The following is a 20,523-nucleotide window of genomic DNA, read 5'->3' on the forward strand; positions in this document are numbered from 1 at the left end:
GATTATGGGCAGCAGGCGCGCCGGTCCGCAGTGACCACCTCGTACGACCAGATGCGGGTGGCCACCGTCGTCCTCGACCCGCGCGCAGACCTCTCGCACCCGCGAGGGGTTTTTTCGTTTTCCGGCCCACCAGCAGCCGGCGACGAAGCGCGAGGGACCACTCGGGGGACGGTGGAGCCGGTCATTCCGGTAAGACCGAAGATCCACAACAGGAGCCTTGAGACCATGACCGAGACGGCAACCAGCGAGCTCGACGACTCGTTCCACGTCTTCGACACCACGCTGCGCGACGGCGCGCAGCGCGAGGGCATCAACCTCACCGTCGCGGACAAGCTCGCCATCGCACGGCACCTGGACGACTTCGGCGTCGGCTTCATCGAGGGCGGCTGGCCCGGCGCGAACCCGCGGGACACCGAGTTCTTCGCCCGCGCGCAGGCCGAGATCGACTTCAAGCACGCCCAGCTCGTCGCCTTCGGCGCCACCCGCCGCGCCGGTGCCAGGGCCGCCGAGGACCCGCAGGTCAAGGCGCTGCTGGAGTCCGGTGCCCCGGTGATCACCCTGGTCGCCAAGTCGCACGACCGGCATGTGCAACTGGCGCTGCGCACCACGCTGGACGAGAACCTGGAGATGGTCCGGGACACCGTCTCCCACCTGCGCGAGCAGGGCCGGCGGGTGTTCGTGGACTGCGAGCACTTCTTCGACGGCTACCGCGCCAACCCCGAGTACGCCAAGGCCGTCGTACGGGCGGCCGCGGAGGCCGGTGCGGACGTCGTCATCCTCTGCGACACCAACGGCGGCATGCTCCCCGCGCAGGTCCACGCCGTCGTCTCCACCGTCCTCGCCGACACCGGCGCCCGGCTCGGCGTCCACGCCCAGGACGACACCGGCTGCGCGGTCGCCAACACCCTGGCCGCCGTCGACGCGGGCGCGACCCACGTGCAGTGCACGGCCAACGGCTACGGCGAGCGGGTCGGCAACGCCAACCTGTTCCCGGTCGTGGCCGCGCTGGAGCTGAAGTACGGCAAGAAGGTGCTGCCCGAGGGCCGGCTGCGCGAGATGACCCGCATCTCCCACGCCATCGCCGAGGTCGTCAACCTCACCCCCTCCACCCACCAGCCGTACGTCGGTGTCTCCGCCTTCGCGCACAAGGCCGGACTGCACGCCTCCGCGATCAAGGTCGACCCGGACCTCTACCAGCACATCGACCCCGAGCTGGTCGGCAACACCATGCGCATGCTGGTCTCCGACATGGCGGGCCGCGCCTCGGTCGAGCTCAAGGGCAAGGAGCTGGGCATCGACCTCGGCGGCGACCGCGAGCTGGTCGGCCGGGTGGTCGAGCGGGTCAAGGAGCGCGAGCTCAAGGGCTACACCTACGAGGCTGCCGACGCCTCCTTCGAACTGCTGCTGCGCGCCGAGGTGCAGGGCCGGCCGCTCCGGTACTTCGAGGTCGAGTCCTGGCGGGCCATCGTCGAGGACCGCCCCGACGGCACCCACGCCAACGAGGCCACGGTCAAGCTGTGGGCCAAGAGCGAGCGCATCGTCGCCACGGCGGAGGGCAACGGCCCGGTCAACGCCCTCGACCGGGCCCTGCGCGTCGCCCTGGAGAAGATCTACCCCCAGCTCGCCAAGCTCGACCTGGTCGACTACAAGGTCCGCATCCTGGAGGGCGTCCACGGCACCTCCTCCACCACCCGGGTGCTGATCTCCACCTCCGACGGCGCCGGTGAGTGGTCCACGGTCGGCGTCGCCGAAAACGTCATCGCCGCCTCCTGGCAGGCCCTGGAGGACGCCTACACCTACGGGCTGCTGCGGGCGGGCGTGGAGCCGGCGCAGTAGTCACAGTGGAGGCATGACCACAGACAACGCGGACGTGCTGTCCCGGGCCCGCGTGGCCACCCGGCTGCCCGCCGGGGACCTGGAGCGGGCCCGTCGCTTCTACGCCGAGAGGCTCGGCCTGCAACCCGTCGACGAACGCCCCGGCGGGCTGCTCTACCGGTGCGGCGGCATCGACTTCGTGGTGTTCCGCTCCACCGGGGTCTCGCCCGGCACCTTCACCCAGATGGGGTTCGAGGTCGACGACCTGGAGGCGGTCGTGGCGGAGCTGCGGCGGCGCGGGGTGGTGTTCGAGGACTTCGGGGACGCGGACGCACCCGGCTTCCGCACCCGGGACGGCATCGCCGAGATCGAGGGCAACTACCCGAGCAAGGGCGCGCGCGGGGAGCGGGCCGTCTGGTTCCGGGACAGCGAGGGCAACCTGATGGGCATCGGCGAGCCCGTCAGGTAGTCAGGGCGCGCGCCAGATGTTGTCGAAGGCCACGTTCTCGATGCGCCGCCGCTCGCGCACGGCCTCCAGCTCGGTCACCGCGTCACCGACGGCGACCAGCACGTTGACCACCGCCTCGTCGTCGGGCTCCGGCGCGGCGGGCCGGTCGTCCGGGATGCCCAGGGTGGAGGCGAGGCCCGCCAGGACCGGCTCGTGGGACCACCAGCGGTCGGCCGCGCGCCGGCGGGCGGGGGTGTCGGCCTGGGGATCGTCCCGGTCGCGCAGCGCGAGCCAGTGCCGGCGCTTGCCGGTGAGCTGCCCCTCGGCCTCCAGCACGTCACGGTAGGCCGTGGCCAGCCCCTGCCCGCGCCGCCACAGCCAGTCCTCGACCGTCTCGTACGGCTCCTTGCGCGACAGCGCGGCCCCCGCCTCGTCCAGCAGCCGGTCACCCGTGGTCAGCGTCGGCCCCGGCACGATCCGCCCGTCCCTCAGGGTGAGCGCCCGGGCGCCGAGGAGGTCGATCAGCTCGGCCCCGGCCAGCGCCAGCGACAGGTCACCCTGCTCCACGGGCCGCTCGCGGGGGATGTCCAGGCTGACGAGGAACAGGTCCTGCGGTGTGGTCATGCACGTCTCCCAGGTCTCCACGGCGCACGCTCGGGTGTCGGGGGCGCACGGGCGCCCGGCCCCGGCCCCCCTCATCGTCCCCCAGCCGCCGGACCGTCGCCGCTCGGACGGGACACCGCGTGCGGCGTCCCGTCCGGTCCGGGCGTCGTACGCCGTCCTACCGCAGCGTCCACTTCTGGTTCGCGGCGCCCGTGCACGACCAGATCTGGGCCCCTGCGCCGTTCGCCGAGGAGTTGTCCGTCACGTCGAGGCACTTGCCGGCGGCCGTGTTCACCACGTCACCGGTCGAGGCGTCGTACGACCACTGCTGGGCGCCGGTGCCGTTGCAGTCGTAGAGCTGCACCTTCGCTCCGTCCGCCGTCGAGCCGGACGTCACGTCCAGGCACTTGCCGAGCGCCCGGACGGCTCCGTCGGCCGTCACGGTCCACTGCTGGGCGGCGGTGCCGTTGCAGTCGTAGAGCTGCACGGCCGTGCCGTTGGCCGTGGCCCCGCCCGCCACGTCCAGGCACTTGCCGGCCAGGCCGGTGAAGGTGCCGGTCCGGCTGCCGCCGCCGGACGGGGTGCCGGACCAGGTGAAGGTGGCCGAGGTGCGCCCGGGCAGCGAGTAGGTGGCGTGCTGGGAACCCCAGTCGACGGTGACCGTCTGCGCGGAGGAGGAGCCGTTGTACGCGATGAGCGCCTTGCTGCCGTCCGGGTTGCGCCACGCCACGTTGGGCACCGTGGTGGACGCCGTCGAGGCGATCCGCTGGGCGCCCGGCCGGACGAACTTCGTCAGGTGGCCCATGTCGTAGTACTCGACGGTGTAGTCCACGGTCCCGCTCGCGCCGTCCCCGTCGTGCACGGTGATCAGGCCGGTGCACGTGCCGCAACCGCCGTTGTGCGGACCTCCGTTCTGATCGACGGCCAGCGACCACTTGGTCACCGACTTCGCCCAGTTGCGGGTGTAGCCGATGATGTCGGCCATGTCCTCGCGCTGCTGGTCGGCGATCCAGGTGCCCCCGGAGTGCTCGGTGCCGAAGGCGTCCAGCGAGGGGTACCGGTCGTGCACGGCGGTCTGCTTGCCCACGTCACCGCCGTAGCCGTGCCAGGCGATCCCGCCGAAGTTGGGGTGATCGCGGATCGCCGGGTCGTCCACGGACGGGGCGGCGTAGGAGTCGTAGGTGTCCCAGTTCCAGTCGTGGGCGAGCACCTTGGTGCTCAGGCCGGCCTGCTGCAGCCGCGGCAGCAGGTCGTTCTTGAGGAAGTAGGCGATCCCGCTCGCGTTCCAGCTCATCGACGGGTAGCCGGAACAGCAGGTCGGCTCGTTCTGCGGGGTCACGTACGCGACGTCGATCCCCTGCTCCCGGTACGCCTGGAGGTACTTCACGAAGTAGTCGGCGTACGCCCCGTAGTCCTCCGCCTTCAGCCAGCCGCCGTTCAGCGACCCGCTGTCCTTCATCCAGGCCGGTGCCGTCCACGGCGAGGCCATCACCGTCAGGGACGGGTTGAGCGCCAGCGCCTGCCGGGTGAGCGGCACGACGTCCGCGAGGTCGTGCGCGATCGAGAACCGCGACAGCGAGGGGTCCGTCTGCCCGGAGGGCACGTCGTCGTACGTGTAGCCGTACCGGGCGAGGTCCGAGGCGCCCATCGGGTTGCGCAGGAACGACAGCCCGATGCCGTCCGCCGGCGAGAACAGCTTGCGCAGGGTGGCGTCCCGGGCGGCCCGGGACAGGGCCCCGCTGCTGTTCATCAGCCAGGCCGCGGTGTCGGTGAAGGACGCGCCGCCGCCGGTGAAGGTCTGGTACCGGGTGTTCTCGTCCACGGTGATGTTCGTGCCGCTGCCGCCCGTACCGGACCGGAAGGCGAACGGCGCCTGCTGCTGCAGGCCGCGCACGACATGCCGGCCGGCGGAGTCGTCGGTGGTGGTGAGCCAGACCGTGACCTGTTCACCGGCCGCGTGCGCGGGGGGTACGGCCGCGGTGAATCCGGCGGCGCTGAGCAGTCCGGCCAGCAGCAGCCGGACGGTGCGGGGGGTTCTCCTCATGGTGCGTCGCCCTTCCTCTCGGGTCGACAGAGCGGGGATCGGGCAAAGCTGACGTGCCGTCTTGACGCGCCTGGGTGCCGTTAGTTAACTCACGACGTGATCTAAGCCATGAGTGAACCAGAGAGCCGAGGGAAGGTCCATGCCAAGAACCGCCCTGCTCGTCTCCGGGGCTCTGCTCGCCGCCCTGCTGCCCCTGTCCGCCGCCCACGCCGCCGGCGATCCGCCGACCGTGTCCGTCGACCGCTTCGAGGGCGAGGTGCCCTTCGCCTCCCAGCCCGCCGAGGGCATCTTCACCTGGGGGAGCGACGCCGACGATCCGCCCGCCCTGCGGCTCACCGCCCGCGCCGACGCCCCGGAGGGCGCCAAGGTACTCACCGGCGCCTACGACATCAGCGGCTACGGCGGCTTCACCCACGACTTCGCCGCCACCGAGCCCGCCCACGACTGGTCCGCCCACCGGGGCATCCGCTTCTGGTGGGAGGGCCGGGACAGCGGCGGGAAGGTCGCTTTCGAGATCAAGGACGGCGGCGCGAGCGGCGAGGCCTCGGAGCTGTGGACGACCTCCTTCACCGACGACTTCACCGGCTGGAAGCAGATCGAGCTGCCCTTCACCGACTTCGCCTACCGCACCGACTACCAGCCCGTCGGCGGTATCGACCACGTCCTCGGCCTCACCGGGATGTGGGGCTACGCCGTCACGCTCCCCGTGGGCGTGAAGGGCGACTTCGCCATGGACGACGTGGAGTTGTACGGCAAGGCCGACCAGTCGATGTCCGCCTCCGTCAGCACCGACGCGCCCGTGTACCCGGTCCGGGAGGGCGGCACCGCCACGGTGAGGGTCACGCTGGCCACGACCGGCGACCGGCCCGTCGACGACCCCGTGACGGTCGCCTACCGGACCCAGGGCGGCACCGCGACCGCCGGCCAGGACTACACCCCGGTCTCCGGCACCCTCACCTTCCCGGCCGGCACCGCCTCGGGCGCCGTCCGGACCATCGAGGTACCCACCCGCAGGGACAAGGCGGCCGAGCCCGCCGAGACCGTCCCGCTCGACCTCACGGTCACCGGTGCCAAGGCGCCCGCCGAGACCCCGCAGGTCGTCGTCGACGCGCACGGACTGCCGTACCTGGACCGGACGTTGCCGGTCGGGAAGCGGGTCGCGGATCTGCTGTCCCGCATGTCCCTGGAGGAGAAGGCCGGCCAGATGACGCAGGCCGAGCGCGGGGCCGTCGGAGGCGGGGCCGACGTCGCGGCCCACGACCTCGGCTCGCTCCTCTCCGGCGGCGGCTCGACGCCCACGCCCAACACCCCGCAGGCCTGGGCGAAGATGATCGACGCCTTCCAGCTGCGGACCCGGGCGACCCGTTTCCAGATCCCGCTGATCTACGGCGTCGACGCGGTGCACGGCCACAACAACCTCTACGGCGCCACGATCATGCCGCACAACATCGGCCTGGGCGCGGCCCGGGATCCCGAACTCGCCTACGAGACGGGCTCCGTGACGGCCTCCGAGGTGCGCGCCACCGGCGTCCCGTGGGACTTCGCGCCCTGCCTGTGCGTCAGCCGCGACGAGCGCTGGGGCCGCTCCTACGAGTCCTTCGGCGAGGACCCGGCCCTCGTGCAGTCCATGGAGACCGTCATCCAGGGCCTGCAGGGACGGGCGGACGGCCGCGACCTGAGCCGCGACGACAAGGTCCTGGCCACGGCCAAGCACTTCGTCGGCGACGGCGGCACCGCCTACGGCTCCTCGACCACCGGCACCTACACGATCGACCAGGGCGTCACCACCGTCACCCGGCGGCAACTGGAGGACATCCACCTGGCGCCGTACAAGGGCGCCGTCGAGCGGGGCATCGGCACGGTCATGCCGTCGTACTCCTCGCTCGACATCGTCGGCGACGGCAAGGGCGCGGTGAAGATGCACGCCCGCGGCGACATGATCAACGGCGTGCTCAAGGGCCGGATGGGCTTCGGCGGCTTCGTCGTCAGCGACTGGAACGCCATCGACCAGCTCCCCGGCGACTACGCGGCCCACGTCCGCACGGCGGTGAACGCGGGCGTCGACATGATGATGGTGCCCTACGGCTACAAGGACTTCGGCAGCACGCTCGTCGACGAGGTGAAGGCGGGCCGGATCAGCGAGTCCCGGATCGACGACGCCGTCTCCCGCATCCTCACCCAGAAGTTCAGGCTCGGCCTGTTCGAGCACCCCTACGCCGACACCGGCGGGGCCGCCGCCATCGGCTCCCCGGCCCACCGCGCGGTGGCCCGCCGCGCGGCGGCCGAGTCGCAGGTGCTGCTGAAGAACACCGGCGGGCTGCTGCCGCTGAGGAAGAGCGAGAAGGTGTACGTCGCCGGGTCCGACGCCGACGACATCGGCAACCAGACCGGCGGCTGGACCCTGACCTGGCAGGGCGCCTCCGGGAACACCGTCCCCGGTACCACCGTCCTGCAGGCCATGCGCCAGGCCGGCGGGAACGTCACCTACTCCAAGGACGCCTCGGCGCCGACGGCCGGCTACGACGTCGGGGTGGTCGTCGTCGGCGAGACCCCGTACGCCGAGGGCGTCGGAGACGTCGGCAACGGGCACGACCTCACGCTCTCGGCCGCCGACCGTTCCGCCGTGGACAAGGTGTGCGCGGCCATGAGGTGTGCGGTGCTGATCGTCTCCGGGCGCCCCCAGCTCATCGGCGACCGGCTCGGGGCGATCGACGCGCTCGTCGCCTCCTGGCTGCCCGGCACCGAGGGCGAGGGTGTCGCCGACGTCCTCTACGGCAGGCGGCCCTTCACCGGACAGCTCCCGGTCAGCTGGCCCCGGTCCGCCGCCCAGCTGCCGCTCAACGTCGGCGACGCGTCGTACGACCCGCTCTTCCCGTACGGCTGGGGCCTGACCACGCTCACCCACGTCCCCAAGGGCGGCGCGGCCACGCTGCGGGCCCTGCGGGTGGCGGCGGCGGCCGCGCAGAGGGCGGGGGCCGACCGGACCGGCCGGGAACTCGTCCGCGCGGCGCGGCTGATCGTGCAGCACCGGGCGGGGGAGCGGATGACGCAGGGCGTGGCGAAGCCCTTCGCGGACGCCGACCATCTGCTGCTGACGGGCCGGTACGGGGAGGCGGTGCGCAAGCTGGAGCAGGCGTACGGGGCTGTCTGACCCGCGGCGGGGTCCATCCCCTGCACGCCTGTACGAATGCCCACTTTGGGGAGGCTTCGGGTAGTTTCGAAGGATGAAGGCCGTTCCGCGGACCCGAAGCCTCCCGGCGCTGCTGCTGGCCGTCCTCGCCCTGGTGACGGCGACCGCGCTAGCACCCGCCGCCCGGGCGGAGACCAGCGTCTCCACCATCGCCGACGCCCTGCGAAAGAGCCCGGTGTACGTCGATCCGGCGGTCTCCCGCGAAGTGCCCCCGGCCGAGGCCCGGGCGCTCGCCGGGCGGATCAAGGACGCGGACAAGCCGCTGTTCATCGCCGTGCTGCCGGCCGACTACCCGACCCGGAACCTCTTCTCGGACCTGCGCGCGGCGACCGGCATCACCGGTCTGTACGGCATCCGGCTCGGCGACCGCTTCGACGCCCGCGCGGACTCCTCCGTGATGTCGGCGACGGCCCGGCGGAACCTGGTCTCCAGTGTCCAGGGCGAGTCCGCCACCGCTCAGCTCACCGACTTCACCGACCGCGCCCTGACCACCATGGGCGGCCACGCGCCCGCCGGCTGGGGCTCCTCGGGCGGCGGCAGCGGCGGGTCGAGCACGGCGCTGATCGCGGCCGGCGCGGTGCTGGTGCTCGGCGGCGCGGGCGCCTATGCCCTGGTCCGGCGGGGCCGGCGCCGGCACGAGCGGGAGCAGCGGGACGCGCTGGAGCGGCTGCGGGTGGTCGTGGACGAGGACATCACCGCCTTCGGCGAGGAACTGGACCGCCTGGACTTCCACCCGGCCGAGGCGGGCGCCGACGACGCGATGCGCGCGGACTACGAGCGGGCCCTGGACGCCTACGAGAACGCCAAGCAGCGCATGGCCGAGGCGGGCAGGCCCGAGGACGTGCGCGCGGTCACCGAGGCGCTGGAGGACGGGCGTTTCTCGCTCGCCCAGCTGGCCGCCCGCCGTGAGGGCCGCCCGCTGCCCGAGCGCCGCCCGCCCTGCTTCTTCGACCCCCGCCACGGCCCGTCCGTCACCGACGCCACCTGGACCCCGCCGGCCGGCGCGCCCCGCCAGGTGCCGGTCTGCGCGGCCGACGCGACGAGGCTGGCCGACGGCCGCGACCCGGTGATCCGCGAGGTCGACACCGACTACGGCCGCCGCCCCTACTGGGACGCCGGGCCCGCCTACGGCCCCTGGGCGGGCGGCTACTTCGGCGGCGGCATCCTGCCCGGGCTGCTCGTCGGCACGCTGCTCGGCAGCATGATGGCCACGCCGGCGTACGCGGCCGACTACGGCGCCGGATACGGGGACTTCGGCGGCTACGGCGACGGCTTCGGCGGCGGCTACGAGGGCGGTGACATGTCCGGCACCGACTTCGACCCCGGCGACTTCGGCGGCGGCTTCGGGGACGGCGGCGGCTTCGGCGACGGGGGAGGCTTCGGGGACGGCGGGGGCGGAGGCGACTTCGGCGGGGGCTTCTGACGCCCCCGGAAGTGCTCCGCCGGTCCGTGCTCCGCCGGTCTGCGCGGCTCAGGCGTTCCTGATCGCCGAGATGTCGAAGTTGAGCTTGATCTTGTCGGAGACCAGGACGCCCCCGGTCTCCAGGGCCGCGTTCCAGGTCAGGCCCCACTCGGAGCGCAGGATCTCGGCCTTGCCCTCGAAGCCGACGCGCTCGTTGCCGAAGGGGTCCTTGGCGGCGCCGTTGAACTCCAGGTCGATGGTGAGCGGCTTGGTGACGCCGAGGATGGAGAGGTCGCCGGTGATGCGGTAGTCGTCGCCGCCCAGGGACTCCGCCTTGGTGGAGCGGAAGGCCATCGTCGGGAACTCGTCGGTCTTGAAGAAGTCCGAGGACTTCAGGTGGCCGTCGCGGTCGGCGTTGCCGGTGCTGATGCTGTCCATCGCGACGTCGAGGGTGGCGGTGGAGCGGCTCGGGTCGGTGCCGTCCAGGTGCAGGCTCCCGGTGAAGTCCTGGAAGCTGCCCTTGACGTTGGTGACCATCGCGTGGCGGGCCACGAAGCCGATGGTGGAGTGCGCCGGGTCGATCGTGTAGTCGCCGGTCAGCGCCGCGAGGTCGGGGGCGCCGGAGCCGGCGGCCGGGGTCGCGGCGGTCTCGGTGGTGCTGTCCTTGCGGCCGAAGATGCCCATGGTGTTCCTCCTGGAAGGTTTCTGTTTAACATTCAACGAACCCAACGCCTCCGACCGTAGACCTATTCCGTACGACTTTCAACATCTCCAGAGCGTGTCGCCGCCGAAACGGTGAGTCACCGCGCACGCCCTCTGGCGAACGCGCGTAGACCTCGGGCACCATCTGCCGTGCACCACCTGCACAGCCGCCCCACAGCACGCACCGGCCCACCGCAGGAAGGTCCGCCATGAAGGCACACCGCCCGGCACTGCGCGCCACCCTCACCGCGCTCGCCCTCGTCGTCGCCCCCGGCGTCGCCGTCGTCGGCACCGCCACCGACGCCTTCGCCGTCACCAAGATCAGCCACGCGACCGCCACCGGGATGTTCCGGAACGCGGGCATCACCTGGTCGTCCTCCGGCAACTGCTCCGACCGCAACAACCCCACCTGCACGTCCTTCGAGCAGCTCAACCTCGCCACCGCCGAGGGCGCCCAGACCCTGAAACGGGCCGCCGGCTGCGCGCTCAACATCACCGGGGGCACCGAGACCGGGCACGCCTCGGGCACCTACTCGCACTGGAACGGCTACAAGCTCGACTACGGCAAGAACACCTGCGTCACGACGTACATCAAGAACAACTTCACCTACATCGGCCTGCGCGGCGACGGCGCCCCCCAGTACCGGTCCGGCTCCGGCAACATCTACGCCGACGAGGGCAACCACTGGGACGTCCTGTACTACAACTGCGGCGGCTGCTGAGCCGGGGAGGGAGCGGGCCGTGGGCGTGTCCCGGCGGGCGCTGCTGCTGGCCGCCGCCCTCGCCGTCACCGCGGCGCCGGGGGCCCGGGCGGACGGCGACCCGTACGAGGGCCTGCGCCGCCGCTGGACCGGGATCGCGCTGGGGAGGGGGTACGACCCCGGGGCCGAGCCCTACGCCACACGGCTCGCCGAACTCGGGCGCCGGGCGCGGGAGTTCCAGGCCACCATGGCCCCCGCCCCCGGCTCCCTGTGGCCCGGGCACCCCTTCGACCCGCCCGAGGGCATCACCTTCAGCTACGGCCGGCTGTGGACGATGGCCCAGGCCTGGGTCCAGCCCGCCACCGGTGCCACCGGCGACGGCGCCCTCCTCACCGACGTCCTGCGCGGCCTCGACCACCTGTCCACCACCGTCTACCACCCCGCCACCACCCGCTACGGCAACTGGTGGGAGTGGCAGATCGGCAGCCCCCGGCTGCTCATGGACATCACGGCCGCCCTCCACGACCGGCTCGGCGCGGCCCGGGTCGCGGCGGCCTGTGCGGCCGTCGGCCACTTCGTCCCGGACGCGATGCTCACCGACTACTCCGGCACCTCCACCGGCGCCAACCGCGTGGACCTGTGCCGCTCGGTCGCGCTGCGCGGCATCCTCGGCCGGGACCCCGGCCGGATCGCGCTCGCCCGGGACGCCCTGTCACCCGTCTTCCCGTACGTCACCCGGGGCGACGGCCTCTACGCCGACGGCTCCTTCGTCCAGCACACCTCGGTCGCCTACTCCGGGACGTACGGCCAGGTCCTCCTCGACGGCCTGGCACGGCTGTTCGCCCTCCTCGCCGGGTCCCCGTGGGAGGTCACCGATCCCGCCCGGCGACATGTCCTGGACAGCGTCGAGCACGCCTACGCGCCGCTCGTCCACGACGGGTTGGTGATGGACTGCGTCAACGGCCGCGCCATCAGCCGGGGTTACCTGCGCGCCGACGACCTGCACCTGCTGCGCGGCGACCACTACCACGGGCACGGCCTGATCGCCGCCGTCACCCTGCTCGCGGACGGCGCGAGCGAGGCGGAGCGCCGGCGGTGGTACGGCACGCTCAAGGGCTGGATCCAACGGGACACCGTCTCACCGGTCCTGACGGATCCTCAGTTCCCGGTCGCCGATCTCGCCCGGCTGCACACGGTCGTCGCCTCGGCCGTCCCCGAGCCCCTCGGCCACCGGCTCTTCCCGGCCATGGACCGGGCCGTCCACCGCCGGCCCCGGTTCACCGCCGCGCTCTCCATGGCCAGCGACCGCATCGCCCACTACGAGTGCGGCAACGGCGAGAACCCGCGCGGCTGGCACACCGGCTCCGGGATGCTCTCCTGGTGGCCGGCCGGCCCGAGCAACCAGTACACCGACTGGTACTGGCCCACCGTGGACTGGTACCGCCTCCCCGGCACCACCGTGTCCGCCCGGCGCCTGCCCGACCGGGCCGGCGGTGAGTGGGGCGCCCCCAAGCCGGACGTGCGCTGGGTCGGCGGGACCACGGACGGGGAGTACGCGGCCGTCGGTCAGCATCTGAAGGGGCTCGGGTCGACCCTCGAGGCCCGCAAGTCCTGGTTCTTCCTCGCCGACGCCGTCGTCTGCCTCGGCGCCGGGATCACCTGCGCCGACGGGACCGCCGTCGAGACGGTCGTGGACAACCGCAACCTCGGCGAGGCCGGCACCCCGCGGTTCGTCCGCGGCCCCGGCTGGGCCCACCTGGAGGGGCACGGCGGCTGGCTGCTGCTCTGCCGCGGCGCCCTGCGCACCCTGCGCGAGGACCGCACCGGCGCCTGGTCCGACATCAACAGCGCCGGCACCGGCGAGCGGCGCACCCGGCGCTGGCAGACCCTCTGGCTCGACCACGGCACCGACCCGGCGGACGCCGCGTACGCCTACGTCCTGCTGCCCGGCGCCTCCCGCGGCGAGGTCGCCGCCCGGGCCGCCGACCGGCACTGGCTGCGCCTCCTCGCCAACGACGCCCGGCGCCAGGCGGTCGCCGTCCCCGCCCTCGGGCTGACTGCCGCCAACCTGTGGCAGGCCGGCACGGTGGGCGGCCTGACCGTCTCGGCGGGCGCGAGCGTGGTCGTCCGGCGGCGCGGCCGTACCGCTACGCTCTGCGTGAGCGAGCCGCCCCGCACGGGCACCCCGCTGGAGATCGTCTGGGACCACCCGGTGCGCACGGTCCTGAGCGCCGACGACACCGTGGAGGTGCTCGACGGACAGGGCCGTCTGAGGCTCTTTGTCACTCCAGGGATGGCATGTGCCACCCACGAATGTGAGGTGCTTCTCGGGTGACGTCTTTGTGGCGCCCCTACAACTCACGCGCCCTCTGAGCAGTCGGAACGGCTGCATGCCCCTGTGGTTCTGTTCAGTGGTACCAGGAAAACGGGCCGGAGACTGTACGGAGTCGACGGCTCGCTTTCCTTGGTGTCCTTCGTAAGGTCGCTACATGACCGTTTTGGAAGAGACGACGGGTGAGCCGACCGGCGAGCCGACGGACGCCCGCGGGCGGGTCGCCGAGCTGCACACGATCCGTGCGCAGGCCGTGGCGGGCCCCAGCGAGAAGGCGACCGAGGCGCAGCACGCCAAGGGCAAGCTGACGGCCCGGGAGCGCATCGAGCTGCTCCTGGACCCGGGGTCCTTCCAGGAGGTCGAGCAGCTGCGCCGGCACCGGGCGACCGGTTTCGGCCTGGAGGCCAAGAAGCCGTACACGGACGGTGTCATCACCGGCTGGGGCACGGTGGAGGGCCGCACGGTCTTCGTCTACGCCCATGACTTCCGGATCTTCGGCGGCGCCCTCGGCGAGGCCCACGCCACCAAGATCCACAAGATCATGGACATGGCCATCGCGGCCGGTGCCCCGCTGGTCTCCCTCAACGACGGCGCCGGCGCGCGCATCCAGGAGGGTGTCAGCGCGCTGGCCGGCTACGGCGGCATCTTCCAGCGGAACACGAAGGCCAGCGGGGTCATCCCGCAGATCTCCGTGATGCTGGGCCCGTGCGCGGGCGGCGCGGCCTACTCGCCGGCCCTGACGGACTTCGTCTTCATGGTCCGCGAGACCTCGCAGATGTTCATCACCGGCCCGGACGTCGTCAAGGCGGTCACCGGCGAGGAGATCACCCAGAACGGCCTCGGCGGCGCCGACGTGCACGCCGAGACCTCCGGCGTCTGCCACTTCGCCTACGACGACGAAGAGACCTGCATCGCCGAGGTGCGCTACCTCCTGTCGCTCCTGCCGCAGAACAACCGCGAGAACCCCCCGCGCGTCGACTGCTCCGACCCGGTGGACCGCCGCTCCGACGCCCTGCTCGACCTGGTCCCGGCCGACGGCAACCGGCCCTACGACATGGCCAAGGTCATCGAGGAGATCGTCGACGACGGCGAGTACCTCGAGGTCCACGAGCGCTGGGCCCGCAACATCCTCTGCGCCCTCGCCCGACTCGACGGCCAGGTGGTCGGCATCATCGCCAACCAGCCCCAGGTCCTCGCGGGCGTCCTGGACATCGAGGCGTCCGAGAAGGCGGCCCGCTTCGTGCAGATGTGCGACGCCTTCAACATCCCGATCGTCACCCTTTTGGACGTCCCCGGCTTCCTGCCCGGCGTCGACCAGGAGCACGGTGGAATCATCCGCCACGGCGCGAAGCTGCTCTACGCCTACTGCAACGCGACCGTGCCGAGGATTTCGCTGATCCTGCGCAAGGCGTACGGAGGTGCCTACATCGTCATGGACTCCCAGTCGATCGGCGCCGACCTCACCTACGCCTGGCCGACGAACGAGATCGCCGTGATGGGCGCGGAAGGCGCTGCCAACGTCATCTTCCGCCGCCAGATCGCCGCGGCGGAGGACCCGGAGGCCATGCGCCAGAAGATGGTCAAGGAGTACAAGGCCGAGCTGATGCACCCGTACTACGCGGCCGAGCGCGGTCTCGTGGACGACGTCATCGACCCCGCGGAGACCCGCGAAGTACTGGTCAAGTCGCTGGCGATGCTGCACACCAAGCACGCCGACCTGCCGTCCCGCAAGCACGGCAACCCGCCGCAGTAACCCTGCGGACACCTCTTCCCCGGAGACTGACACCCATGGACAACGCTGAGATCCGCGTCGAGAAGGGCCACGCCGAGCCCGAGGAGGTCGCCGCCATCACGGCCGTCCTCCTGGCCCGCGCGGCGGCCGCCCCGTCGGCCCCGGCACACCGCGCCCACCGCAAGGCCGGCTGGCGCCGCCTGGAACGCGAGGGCGGCTTCCGAGCCCCGCACAGCTGGCACTGACCCGCAACGCAACGCCGAGGGCCCCTCTCCACGGAGAGGGGCCCTCGGCGTTGCGTTTCCTCTGTGCATGTGTCAGAGGCGCGGGGCTGCATCGATGCGTGGCCGCGCCGCTCGGGCATGAACGGCCACGGGGCCACCCGCGGACGGCGTACAACCGCCGGGGCGGCCCCGAAGCCGCAATTCAGCGCAACCGAGCCATCAACGCGTGCTCCACCAGCGTGATCAGCGCGCTCTTGGCGTCCGCGCGGTGCCGCGCGTCGGTCGTGATGATCGGCGTGTCCGGGCCGATCTGCAGTGCCTCGCGCACCTCGTCCGGCGAGTACGGCTGCTGGCCGTCGAAGCCGTTGAGGGCGATGACGAACGGCAGACCGGAGTTCTCGAAGTAGTCGACCGCGGGGAAGCAGTCCGCGAGCCGGCGGGTGTCCACCAGGACGATCGCACCGATGGCACCGCGCACCAGGTCGTCCCACATGAACCAGAAGCGGTCCTGGCCCGGCGTGCCGAACAGGTACAGGATCAGGTCCTGGTCCAGGGTGATACGGCCGAAGTCCATGGCGACCGTCGTGGTCGTCTTGTCACCGGTGTGGGTGAGGTCGTCGATGCCGGCCGAAGCGGACGTCATCACGGCCTCTGTGCGCAGCGGGTTGATCTCCGAGACGGCGCCGACGAACGTGGTCTTGCCCACGCCGAAGCCGCCCGCCACCACGATCTTCGCGGAGGTGGTGGAGCGGGAAGGACCGCCGCTAGAGCTTGCGAAGTCCACTGAGCACCCTTTCGAGCAGTGTCACGTCTGGCTGGCCACCGGCGTTCTCGTCGCCGCCGGGCTGATGGATGGCGACCAGGCCCGCCTCCGCCAAGTCGGCGACGAGGATCCTGGCCACGCCGAGGGGGATGGTCAGCAGCGCCGAGATCTCGGCGACCGACTTGATCTCCCGGCAGAGGTTGCAGATCCGCTGATGCTCGGGCAGCTGGCCCTGCATCTGGTGCGGAGCGGCGGTGGTGTGCACCAGCGCCTCGATGGCGAGCTGGTAGCGCGGGCGGGTCCGGCCGCCGGTCATGGCGTACGGACGCACCAGGGGGTTGTTGGAGGCCGAGGCCGGCGCCGGCTCGGGGCGGCGCTGCGGCTGGACCGGCTGGATCCGCGGGGCCGGCGGCTGGTCGTAGGGCGAGGGACCGGGACCCTGCGGGGCGTACGGCTGCCGGTGGCTGGGGGCGGAGGGGAAGTACGGGTTCGCCGAACCGTCGCCCTGGCCCTGGGCAGGGCCGTACGACCAGTTGCCCGAAGACGAACCGCCTGGGGGTGTTGCCACTTTCTCCTCCTCCGACTGTGCCGGGCACCCATCCGTGTGGAGCCGCGTCCCGAAACCTTACGGCCCCGGGACGCGTATACGCACCGTTCGCCTGCTAGTTGAGAAGGCTTCCCTGAAGCTCCGCACGGAGATCCGGGGTGAGGACCGTGCCCGCGCGGTCCACCAGAAGCGCCATCTCGTACCCAATGAGGCCGATGTCCGCCTCCGGATGGGCCAGCACAGCCAGTGACGAACCGTCGGAGATGGACATGATGAAGAGGAATCCCCGCTCCATCTCCACAACCGTCTGATTCACGCTGCCGCCCTCGAAGATGCGGGAGGCGCCTGCCGTCAGAGACGTCAGACCGGAGGCGACGGCCGCGAGCTGGTCGGCGCGGTCACGGGGGAAGCCTTCGGACATCGCCAGAAGGAGTCCGTCGGCGGAGACCACCACCGTGTGGGACACCCCCGGGGTGTTGTCCACGAAGTTGGTGATCAACCAGTTCAGGTTCTGTGCCGCCTGGCTCATCGGGCTCACACTAACGCTCCTGGTTGTAGGTGCTGTCAGGCCCACTGTGGTGATTCCTAGTGGCCTGGCCGTTCGTTTCACTGCCTGCGTTGCGCCCGCGCTGGACGCCCCGGCGCAGGTTGCTCAGCCTGCCCCGGACGTCCTCCGGGGCGCGGGAGACCTGTGGGCCCCCCTGAGGGGTGTTCGCGGCGGCGCCCTCGACCAGATTGGCCTTGGGAACCCGCCGCGGCAGGCCGGAGGCGGTCACCCCGCCTGCCTTGGGCTTCCGGAGCTGTGACGCCTGCTGCCAGCGCTCGTCGTTCGCCGAACGCCAGCCGCTGTCGCCGTTCGCCCCCGCGCTTCCCACGCTGGGAGCCGGTGCTTCCTGCCGCACGTGCGCCGTGCCGTTCGCGCCACCCGTGCCGTTGGATCCGCTCGCGACGGAACCGCGGCGGGGCAGCCCGGCGTCGGTCAGCCCGTGCCCGGCGGGAGAGTCCGGTCCCGGACGGTCGAAGCCTACGCGGTTCCCCTCGCTCGCGTCAGCGGCCTGCGAGGATTCCGTTTCCGGAGCGTACTGGGCCGGATAGCCGTTCTGGTAGCCGTTCTGCCGGGGCCAGTCGTCCTGGTAGGACCCGGTGTCGTAGGAGCCGAAGGCGTCGGCCGCAGCGGCGGGCGCGGAGGCGTGCTCCTCCTGCGACGGCTCCGCATACGCCGGGTCCGGGTAGCCGCCGCCCACCGAGAAGCCCTCGCCCTGCGGCTGACCCTGGTTCGGCGCGTAGTACTGCTCGTCGTACGACTCCTCGTACGACTTCTCGTACCCGGCGTGCTGCTGCTCCTCGTACGCGGTGTGCTGCCGCTCCTCGTACGCCTGCGGGGCCTGCTCCTGGTACGCCTGCTGCGGCTGCTCCTGGTACGCCTGCTGCTCGGTGTAGCCCGTCGCGCTGCCCTCGTAGGCGGCCTGGCGGGCGTCGAACTCGTCGGCGTACGCCTGCTCGGCGCTCCGGCCCTCCTGCTGCGGCTGCTCGGGCTGGCCGTGGGCCTGGGCCTCCAGGGCGGCGCGGCGCTCCTCGCGCATCAGCGAGCGGCCGACCGGGTCGAGCTCGCGGATGTCGTCCGGCACGTCGGAGTAGCGGCTGTCGTCGAAGCCCAGCTCGGCCGCGGTGCGCATCGGCTGCACCTGGCTGAAGCTCTCACCCTGGAACTGCTGCTCCGGGATGATCTGCGAGACCGTGAACTCCTCGCGGTCCAGCGGCGCCTCGCCGCCACCGCCGTGCGTGATCGCGTCCGGCAGCATGACCAGGGAGGTCGTACCGGCCTGCTCGCCCGAGGGGCGCAGCTGGACCCGGATGCCGTGCCGGTCGGACAGCCGGCCGACCACGAACAGGCCCATGCGCTGGGAGATCGCGGCGTCCACGGTCGGCGGGTTGGCCAGCTTGTGGTTGATGTCCGCGAAGTCCTCGGCCGTCAGGCCGATGCCCTTGTCGTGAATCTCGATCATCACGCGGCCGTCCGGGAGACGGGTCGCGGTGACGCGGACCTTGGTCTGCGGGGAGGAGAACGTGGTGGCGTTCTCCAGCAGCTCGGCGAGCAGGTGCACGAGGTCGGTGACCGCGCGGCCGTGGATGTCGCACTCCGGGACGCCCGACAGCTCGATGCGCTCGTACTGCTCCACCTCGGAGGAGGCCGCGCGCAGCACGTCGATCAGCGGGACCGGCTGGTCCCAGCGGCGGCCGGGCTCCTCGCCGGCGAGGACCAGCAGGTTCTCGCCGTTGCGGCGCATACGGGTCGCGAGGTGGTCCAGCTTGAAGAGGTTCTCCAGCTGGTCGGGGTCGGCCTCGTTGTTCTCCAGGTCGGTGATCAGGGTCAGCTGGCCCTCGATCAGCGACTGGTTGCGGCGCGAGAGGTTGGTGAAGATCGCGTTGATGTTGCCCCGCAGCAGTGCCTGCTCGGCGGCGAGCCGGACGGCCTCGCGGTGGACCTGGTCGAAGGCGCGGGCGACTTCGCCGATCTCGTCGGTCGAGTTGATCGGGATCGGCGCCACCCGGGTGTCGACCCGGCCCGGGTCGGTGCGGGAGAGCTGGTCGACCAGCATCGGCAGGCGCTGCTCGGCGATGCCGAAGGCGGCGTTGCGCAGCTGGCGCATCGAGCGGCTCATCTGGCGGGCCACGGCACCGGCCAGGATGAACGCGAGCAGCAGGGCGACCACGACGATGGCACCGGTGATGATCGCGGAGGTCTTGGCGTCGTCGGCGATGCCGGAGGCCTCGTTCACCGCCTTGTCGGCGAGGTTCGTCTCCAGCTCGCGGTAGCCCTTGTACTTCAGGCTGTTGACCGCCCACCAGTTCTCGGCGGTGATGCCCTTGGTGGCGAGCGCCTGACGGGTGAGCGGGTCGGTGTCCTTCAGCGTGGCCAGCAGAGTGACCATCGTCTCCGGCTTGGCCGGCGGGGGGACGTAGTTCGGGTCCTTCTGCTTGGCCTGGGTGGCCAGCGAGGCACCCTCCGACTTGATCTGGTTCTGGACGTTCGTGAGGTTCTGCGCGTCCTCCTCGGTGCCACCGCCGATGTACTCCTCCACGGCGATGCGCTCGAGGTAGGCGTACGAGGAGAGGGACACCCGCTGGGTCGCGAGGTTCGGGGCGTCCGGGCCGGGCTTGACCAGCATGTGCATGCCGATCGAGCGCTCCAGCGACAGCGCCGCCTTGGTGAGTGAGATGGCGTAGACGGTACGGCCGTAGGAGGTGATGTTGCCGGTGCCCAGACCGAGCTCGTTGGCGAACTCCATCAGCGGGTGGCTGACCCCGATGTAGCCCTCTTCGGTCTGCACGCCGGTGGTCTTGCTGGTGTACGCGATCTTGCGCAGCGTCTGCAGTTGGGGCTCGGCCTTGCGGAACAGGCTCAGTCGGCGCTTCAGACCGGCCTTGTCCGGCATGTTCTGCGCGGCCTGGTTGAAGGCGTCGGCGGCGAGGTCCGTCTGATGCCGGGCCTCGGTGACGACCTGCTTGTTCTTGTTCAGCAGAAGCGGGGCCGCGGAGACGTCGCGCTCGTTCTCGAGGGCGTCGGCGTAGGTCAGGGCGGCGCGCACCAGGCGGGCGGTGTTCTCGGCGTCCCGGGCCTGCTGCCAGGTGTCGATCGAGTTCTTCACCTGGAAGCCGCCCATGACGAGACCGACCGCCACGGGTATGAGCAGAATCGCGTTCAGCCGGGTCGGCACCCGCCAGTTGCGCGGGGAGAAGCGGCCGCCGCTCTTCGCGGGCGTGGCCGCCGGCTCCCCACCGGGCACAGGACTGGGCGCCGCAGCGCGCGGCGGCGGGGTGAAGTTGCCCCGCGCCGACGGCTCGGGACCGTTCTTGCTTCGCCTCACTCGACCAACAACCTCTCGGCGGTCGGCACCTTCGTCGTGCCGCAGTCTCTCAGAGCCCGGTTCGCCACAGACCACTAAGGAGTACGTCTTTGACTATTGGGCAGTTCAGGCATTCCAGCATGGCCCCCTGCGCACGTCCAAACAGTGACGT

At 71.6% G+C, this 20,523-nt stretch carries 15 protein-coding genes; 8 read left to right on the plus strand and 7 right to left on the minus strand.

Going from position 1 to position 20,523, the window contains the following annotated elements; genetic code table 11:
* The first annotated feature begins 225 nt into the window (after positions 1-225).
* On the plus strand, positions 226-1,836 hold the full coding sequence (cimA, locus tag ACZ404_RS27230; protein WP_468444294.1) for a citramalate synthase: 1,611 nt from the start codon (positions 226-228) through the stop codon (positions 1,834-1,836).
* A gap of 13 nt (positions 1,837-1,849) precedes the next feature.
* Entirely contained in the window at positions 1,850-2,284 is a 435-nt protein-coding gene (locus tag ACZ404_RS27235; RefSeq protein WP_468444296.1) for a VOC family protein, read from the plus strand.
* Here the strand turns inward: ACZ404_RS27235 and ACZ404_RS27240 are convergent, their stop codons facing one another.
* The gene (locus ACZ404_RS27240) at positions 2,285-2,887 is read right to left on the minus strand and encodes a GOLPH3/VPS74 family protein (protein ID WP_468444298.1); all 603 of its coding nucleotides are present in this window, start codon (positions 2,885-2,887) and stop codon (positions 2,285-2,287) included.
* Between the two features lie 157 nt (positions 2,888-3,044).
* Positions 3,045-4,910, minus strand: coding sequence for a lectin (locus tag ACZ404_RS27245; RefSeq protein WP_468444300.1), 1,866 nt, complete (start codon positions 4,908-4,910; stop codon positions 3,045-3,047).
* Positions 4,911-5,049: 139 nt separating this feature from the next.
* Between ACZ404_RS27245 and ACZ404_RS27250 the strand changes: the two genes are divergently transcribed.
* Together ACZ404_RS27250 and ACZ404_RS27255 are read left to right on the plus strand one after the other, a co-directional pair.
* Positions 5,050-8,061: a glycoside hydrolase family 3 protein gene (locus ACZ404_RS27250; RefSeq protein WP_468444301.1), complete on the plus strand. Its 3,012-nt coding sequence runs from the start codon at positions 5,050-5,052 to the stop codon at positions 8,059-8,061.
* Positions 8,062-8,134: 73 nt separating this feature from the next.
* On the plus strand, positions 8,135-9,523 hold the full coding sequence (locus tag ACZ404_RS27255) for a hypothetical protein (RefSeq protein WP_468444303.1): 1,389 nt from the start codon (positions 8,135-8,137) through the stop codon (positions 9,521-9,523).
* A gap of 48 nt (positions 9,524-9,571) precedes the next feature.
* On the opposite strand, the gene ACZ404_RS27260 is transcribed toward ACZ404_RS27255, so the two are convergent.
* The gene (locus ACZ404_RS27260) at positions 9,572-10,186 is read right to left on the minus strand and encodes a YceI family protein (protein ID WP_468444305.1); all 615 of its coding nucleotides are present in this window, start codon (positions 10,184-10,186) and stop codon (positions 9,572-9,574) included.
* 227 nt (positions 10,187-10,413) lie between these two features.
* On the opposite strand from ACZ404_RS27260, the gene ACZ404_RS27265 reads away from it, so the two are divergent.
* The 4 genes from ACZ404_RS27265 to ACZ404_RS27280 all read left to right on the plus strand — a co-directional run bounded on the left by ACZ404_RS27265 (position 10,414) and on the right by ACZ404_RS27280 (position 15,214).
* Positions 10,414-10,926, plus strand: coding sequence for a hypothetical protein (locus ACZ404_RS27265; RefSeq protein WP_468444307.1), 513 nt, complete (start codon positions 10,414-10,416; stop codon positions 10,924-10,926).
* 19 nt (positions 10,927-10,945) lie between these two features.
* Entirely contained in the window at positions 10,946-13,240 is a 2,295-nt protein-coding gene (locus ACZ404_RS27270; RefSeq protein WP_468444309.1) for a polysaccharide lyase 8 family protein, read from the plus strand.
* A 154-nt stretch (positions 13,241-13,394) separates the two neighbouring features.
* Positions 13,395-14,990 (plus strand): acyl-CoA carboxylase subunit beta, encoded by a 1,596-nt coding sequence (locus ACZ404_RS27275; RefSeq protein WP_468444311.1) that lies wholly within the window; start codon positions 13,395-13,397, stop codon positions 14,988-14,990.
* A 35-nt stretch (positions 14,991-15,025) separates the two neighbouring features.
* The gene (locus ACZ404_RS27280) at positions 15,026-15,214 is read left to right on the plus strand and encodes an acyl-CoA carboxylase subunit epsilon (protein ID WP_468444313.1); all 189 of its coding nucleotides are present in this window, start codon (positions 15,026-15,028) and stop codon (positions 15,212-15,214) included.
* A gap of 181 nt (positions 15,215-15,395) precedes the next feature.
* On the opposite strand, the gene ACZ404_RS27285 is transcribed toward ACZ404_RS27280, so the two are convergent.
* From ACZ404_RS27285 to ACZ404_RS27300, 4 genes are all read right to left on the minus strand, one after another.
* Positions 15,396-15,977, minus strand: coding sequence for a GTP-binding protein (locus ACZ404_RS27285; protein ID WP_093769009.1), 582 nt, complete (start codon positions 15,975-15,977; stop codon positions 15,396-15,398).
* On the minus strand, positions 15,958-16,524 hold the full coding sequence (locus tag ACZ404_RS27290; protein WP_468444315.1) for a DUF742 domain-containing protein: 567 nt from the start codon (positions 16,522-16,524) through the stop codon (positions 15,958-15,960). Before ACZ404_RS27290 ends, ACZ404_RS27285 begins: the two co-directional genes overlap by 20 nt.
* 94 nt (positions 16,525-16,618) lie before the next feature.
* Entirely contained in the window at positions 16,619-17,032 is a 414-nt protein-coding gene (locus tag ACZ404_RS27295; protein WP_004983065.1) for a roadblock/LC7 domain-containing protein, read from the minus strand.
* A gap of 10 nt (positions 17,033-17,042) precedes the next feature.
* Complete coding sequence (locus ACZ404_RS27300; RefSeq protein ID WP_468444317.1) at positions 17,043-20,372, minus strand: sensor histidine kinase; 3,330 nt, start codon at positions 20,370-20,372, stop codon at positions 17,043-17,045.
* Between the last annotated feature and the right edge of the window lie 151 nt (positions 20,373-20,523).

The organism is Streptomyces sp. NPDC030798 (assembly GCF_055572275.1).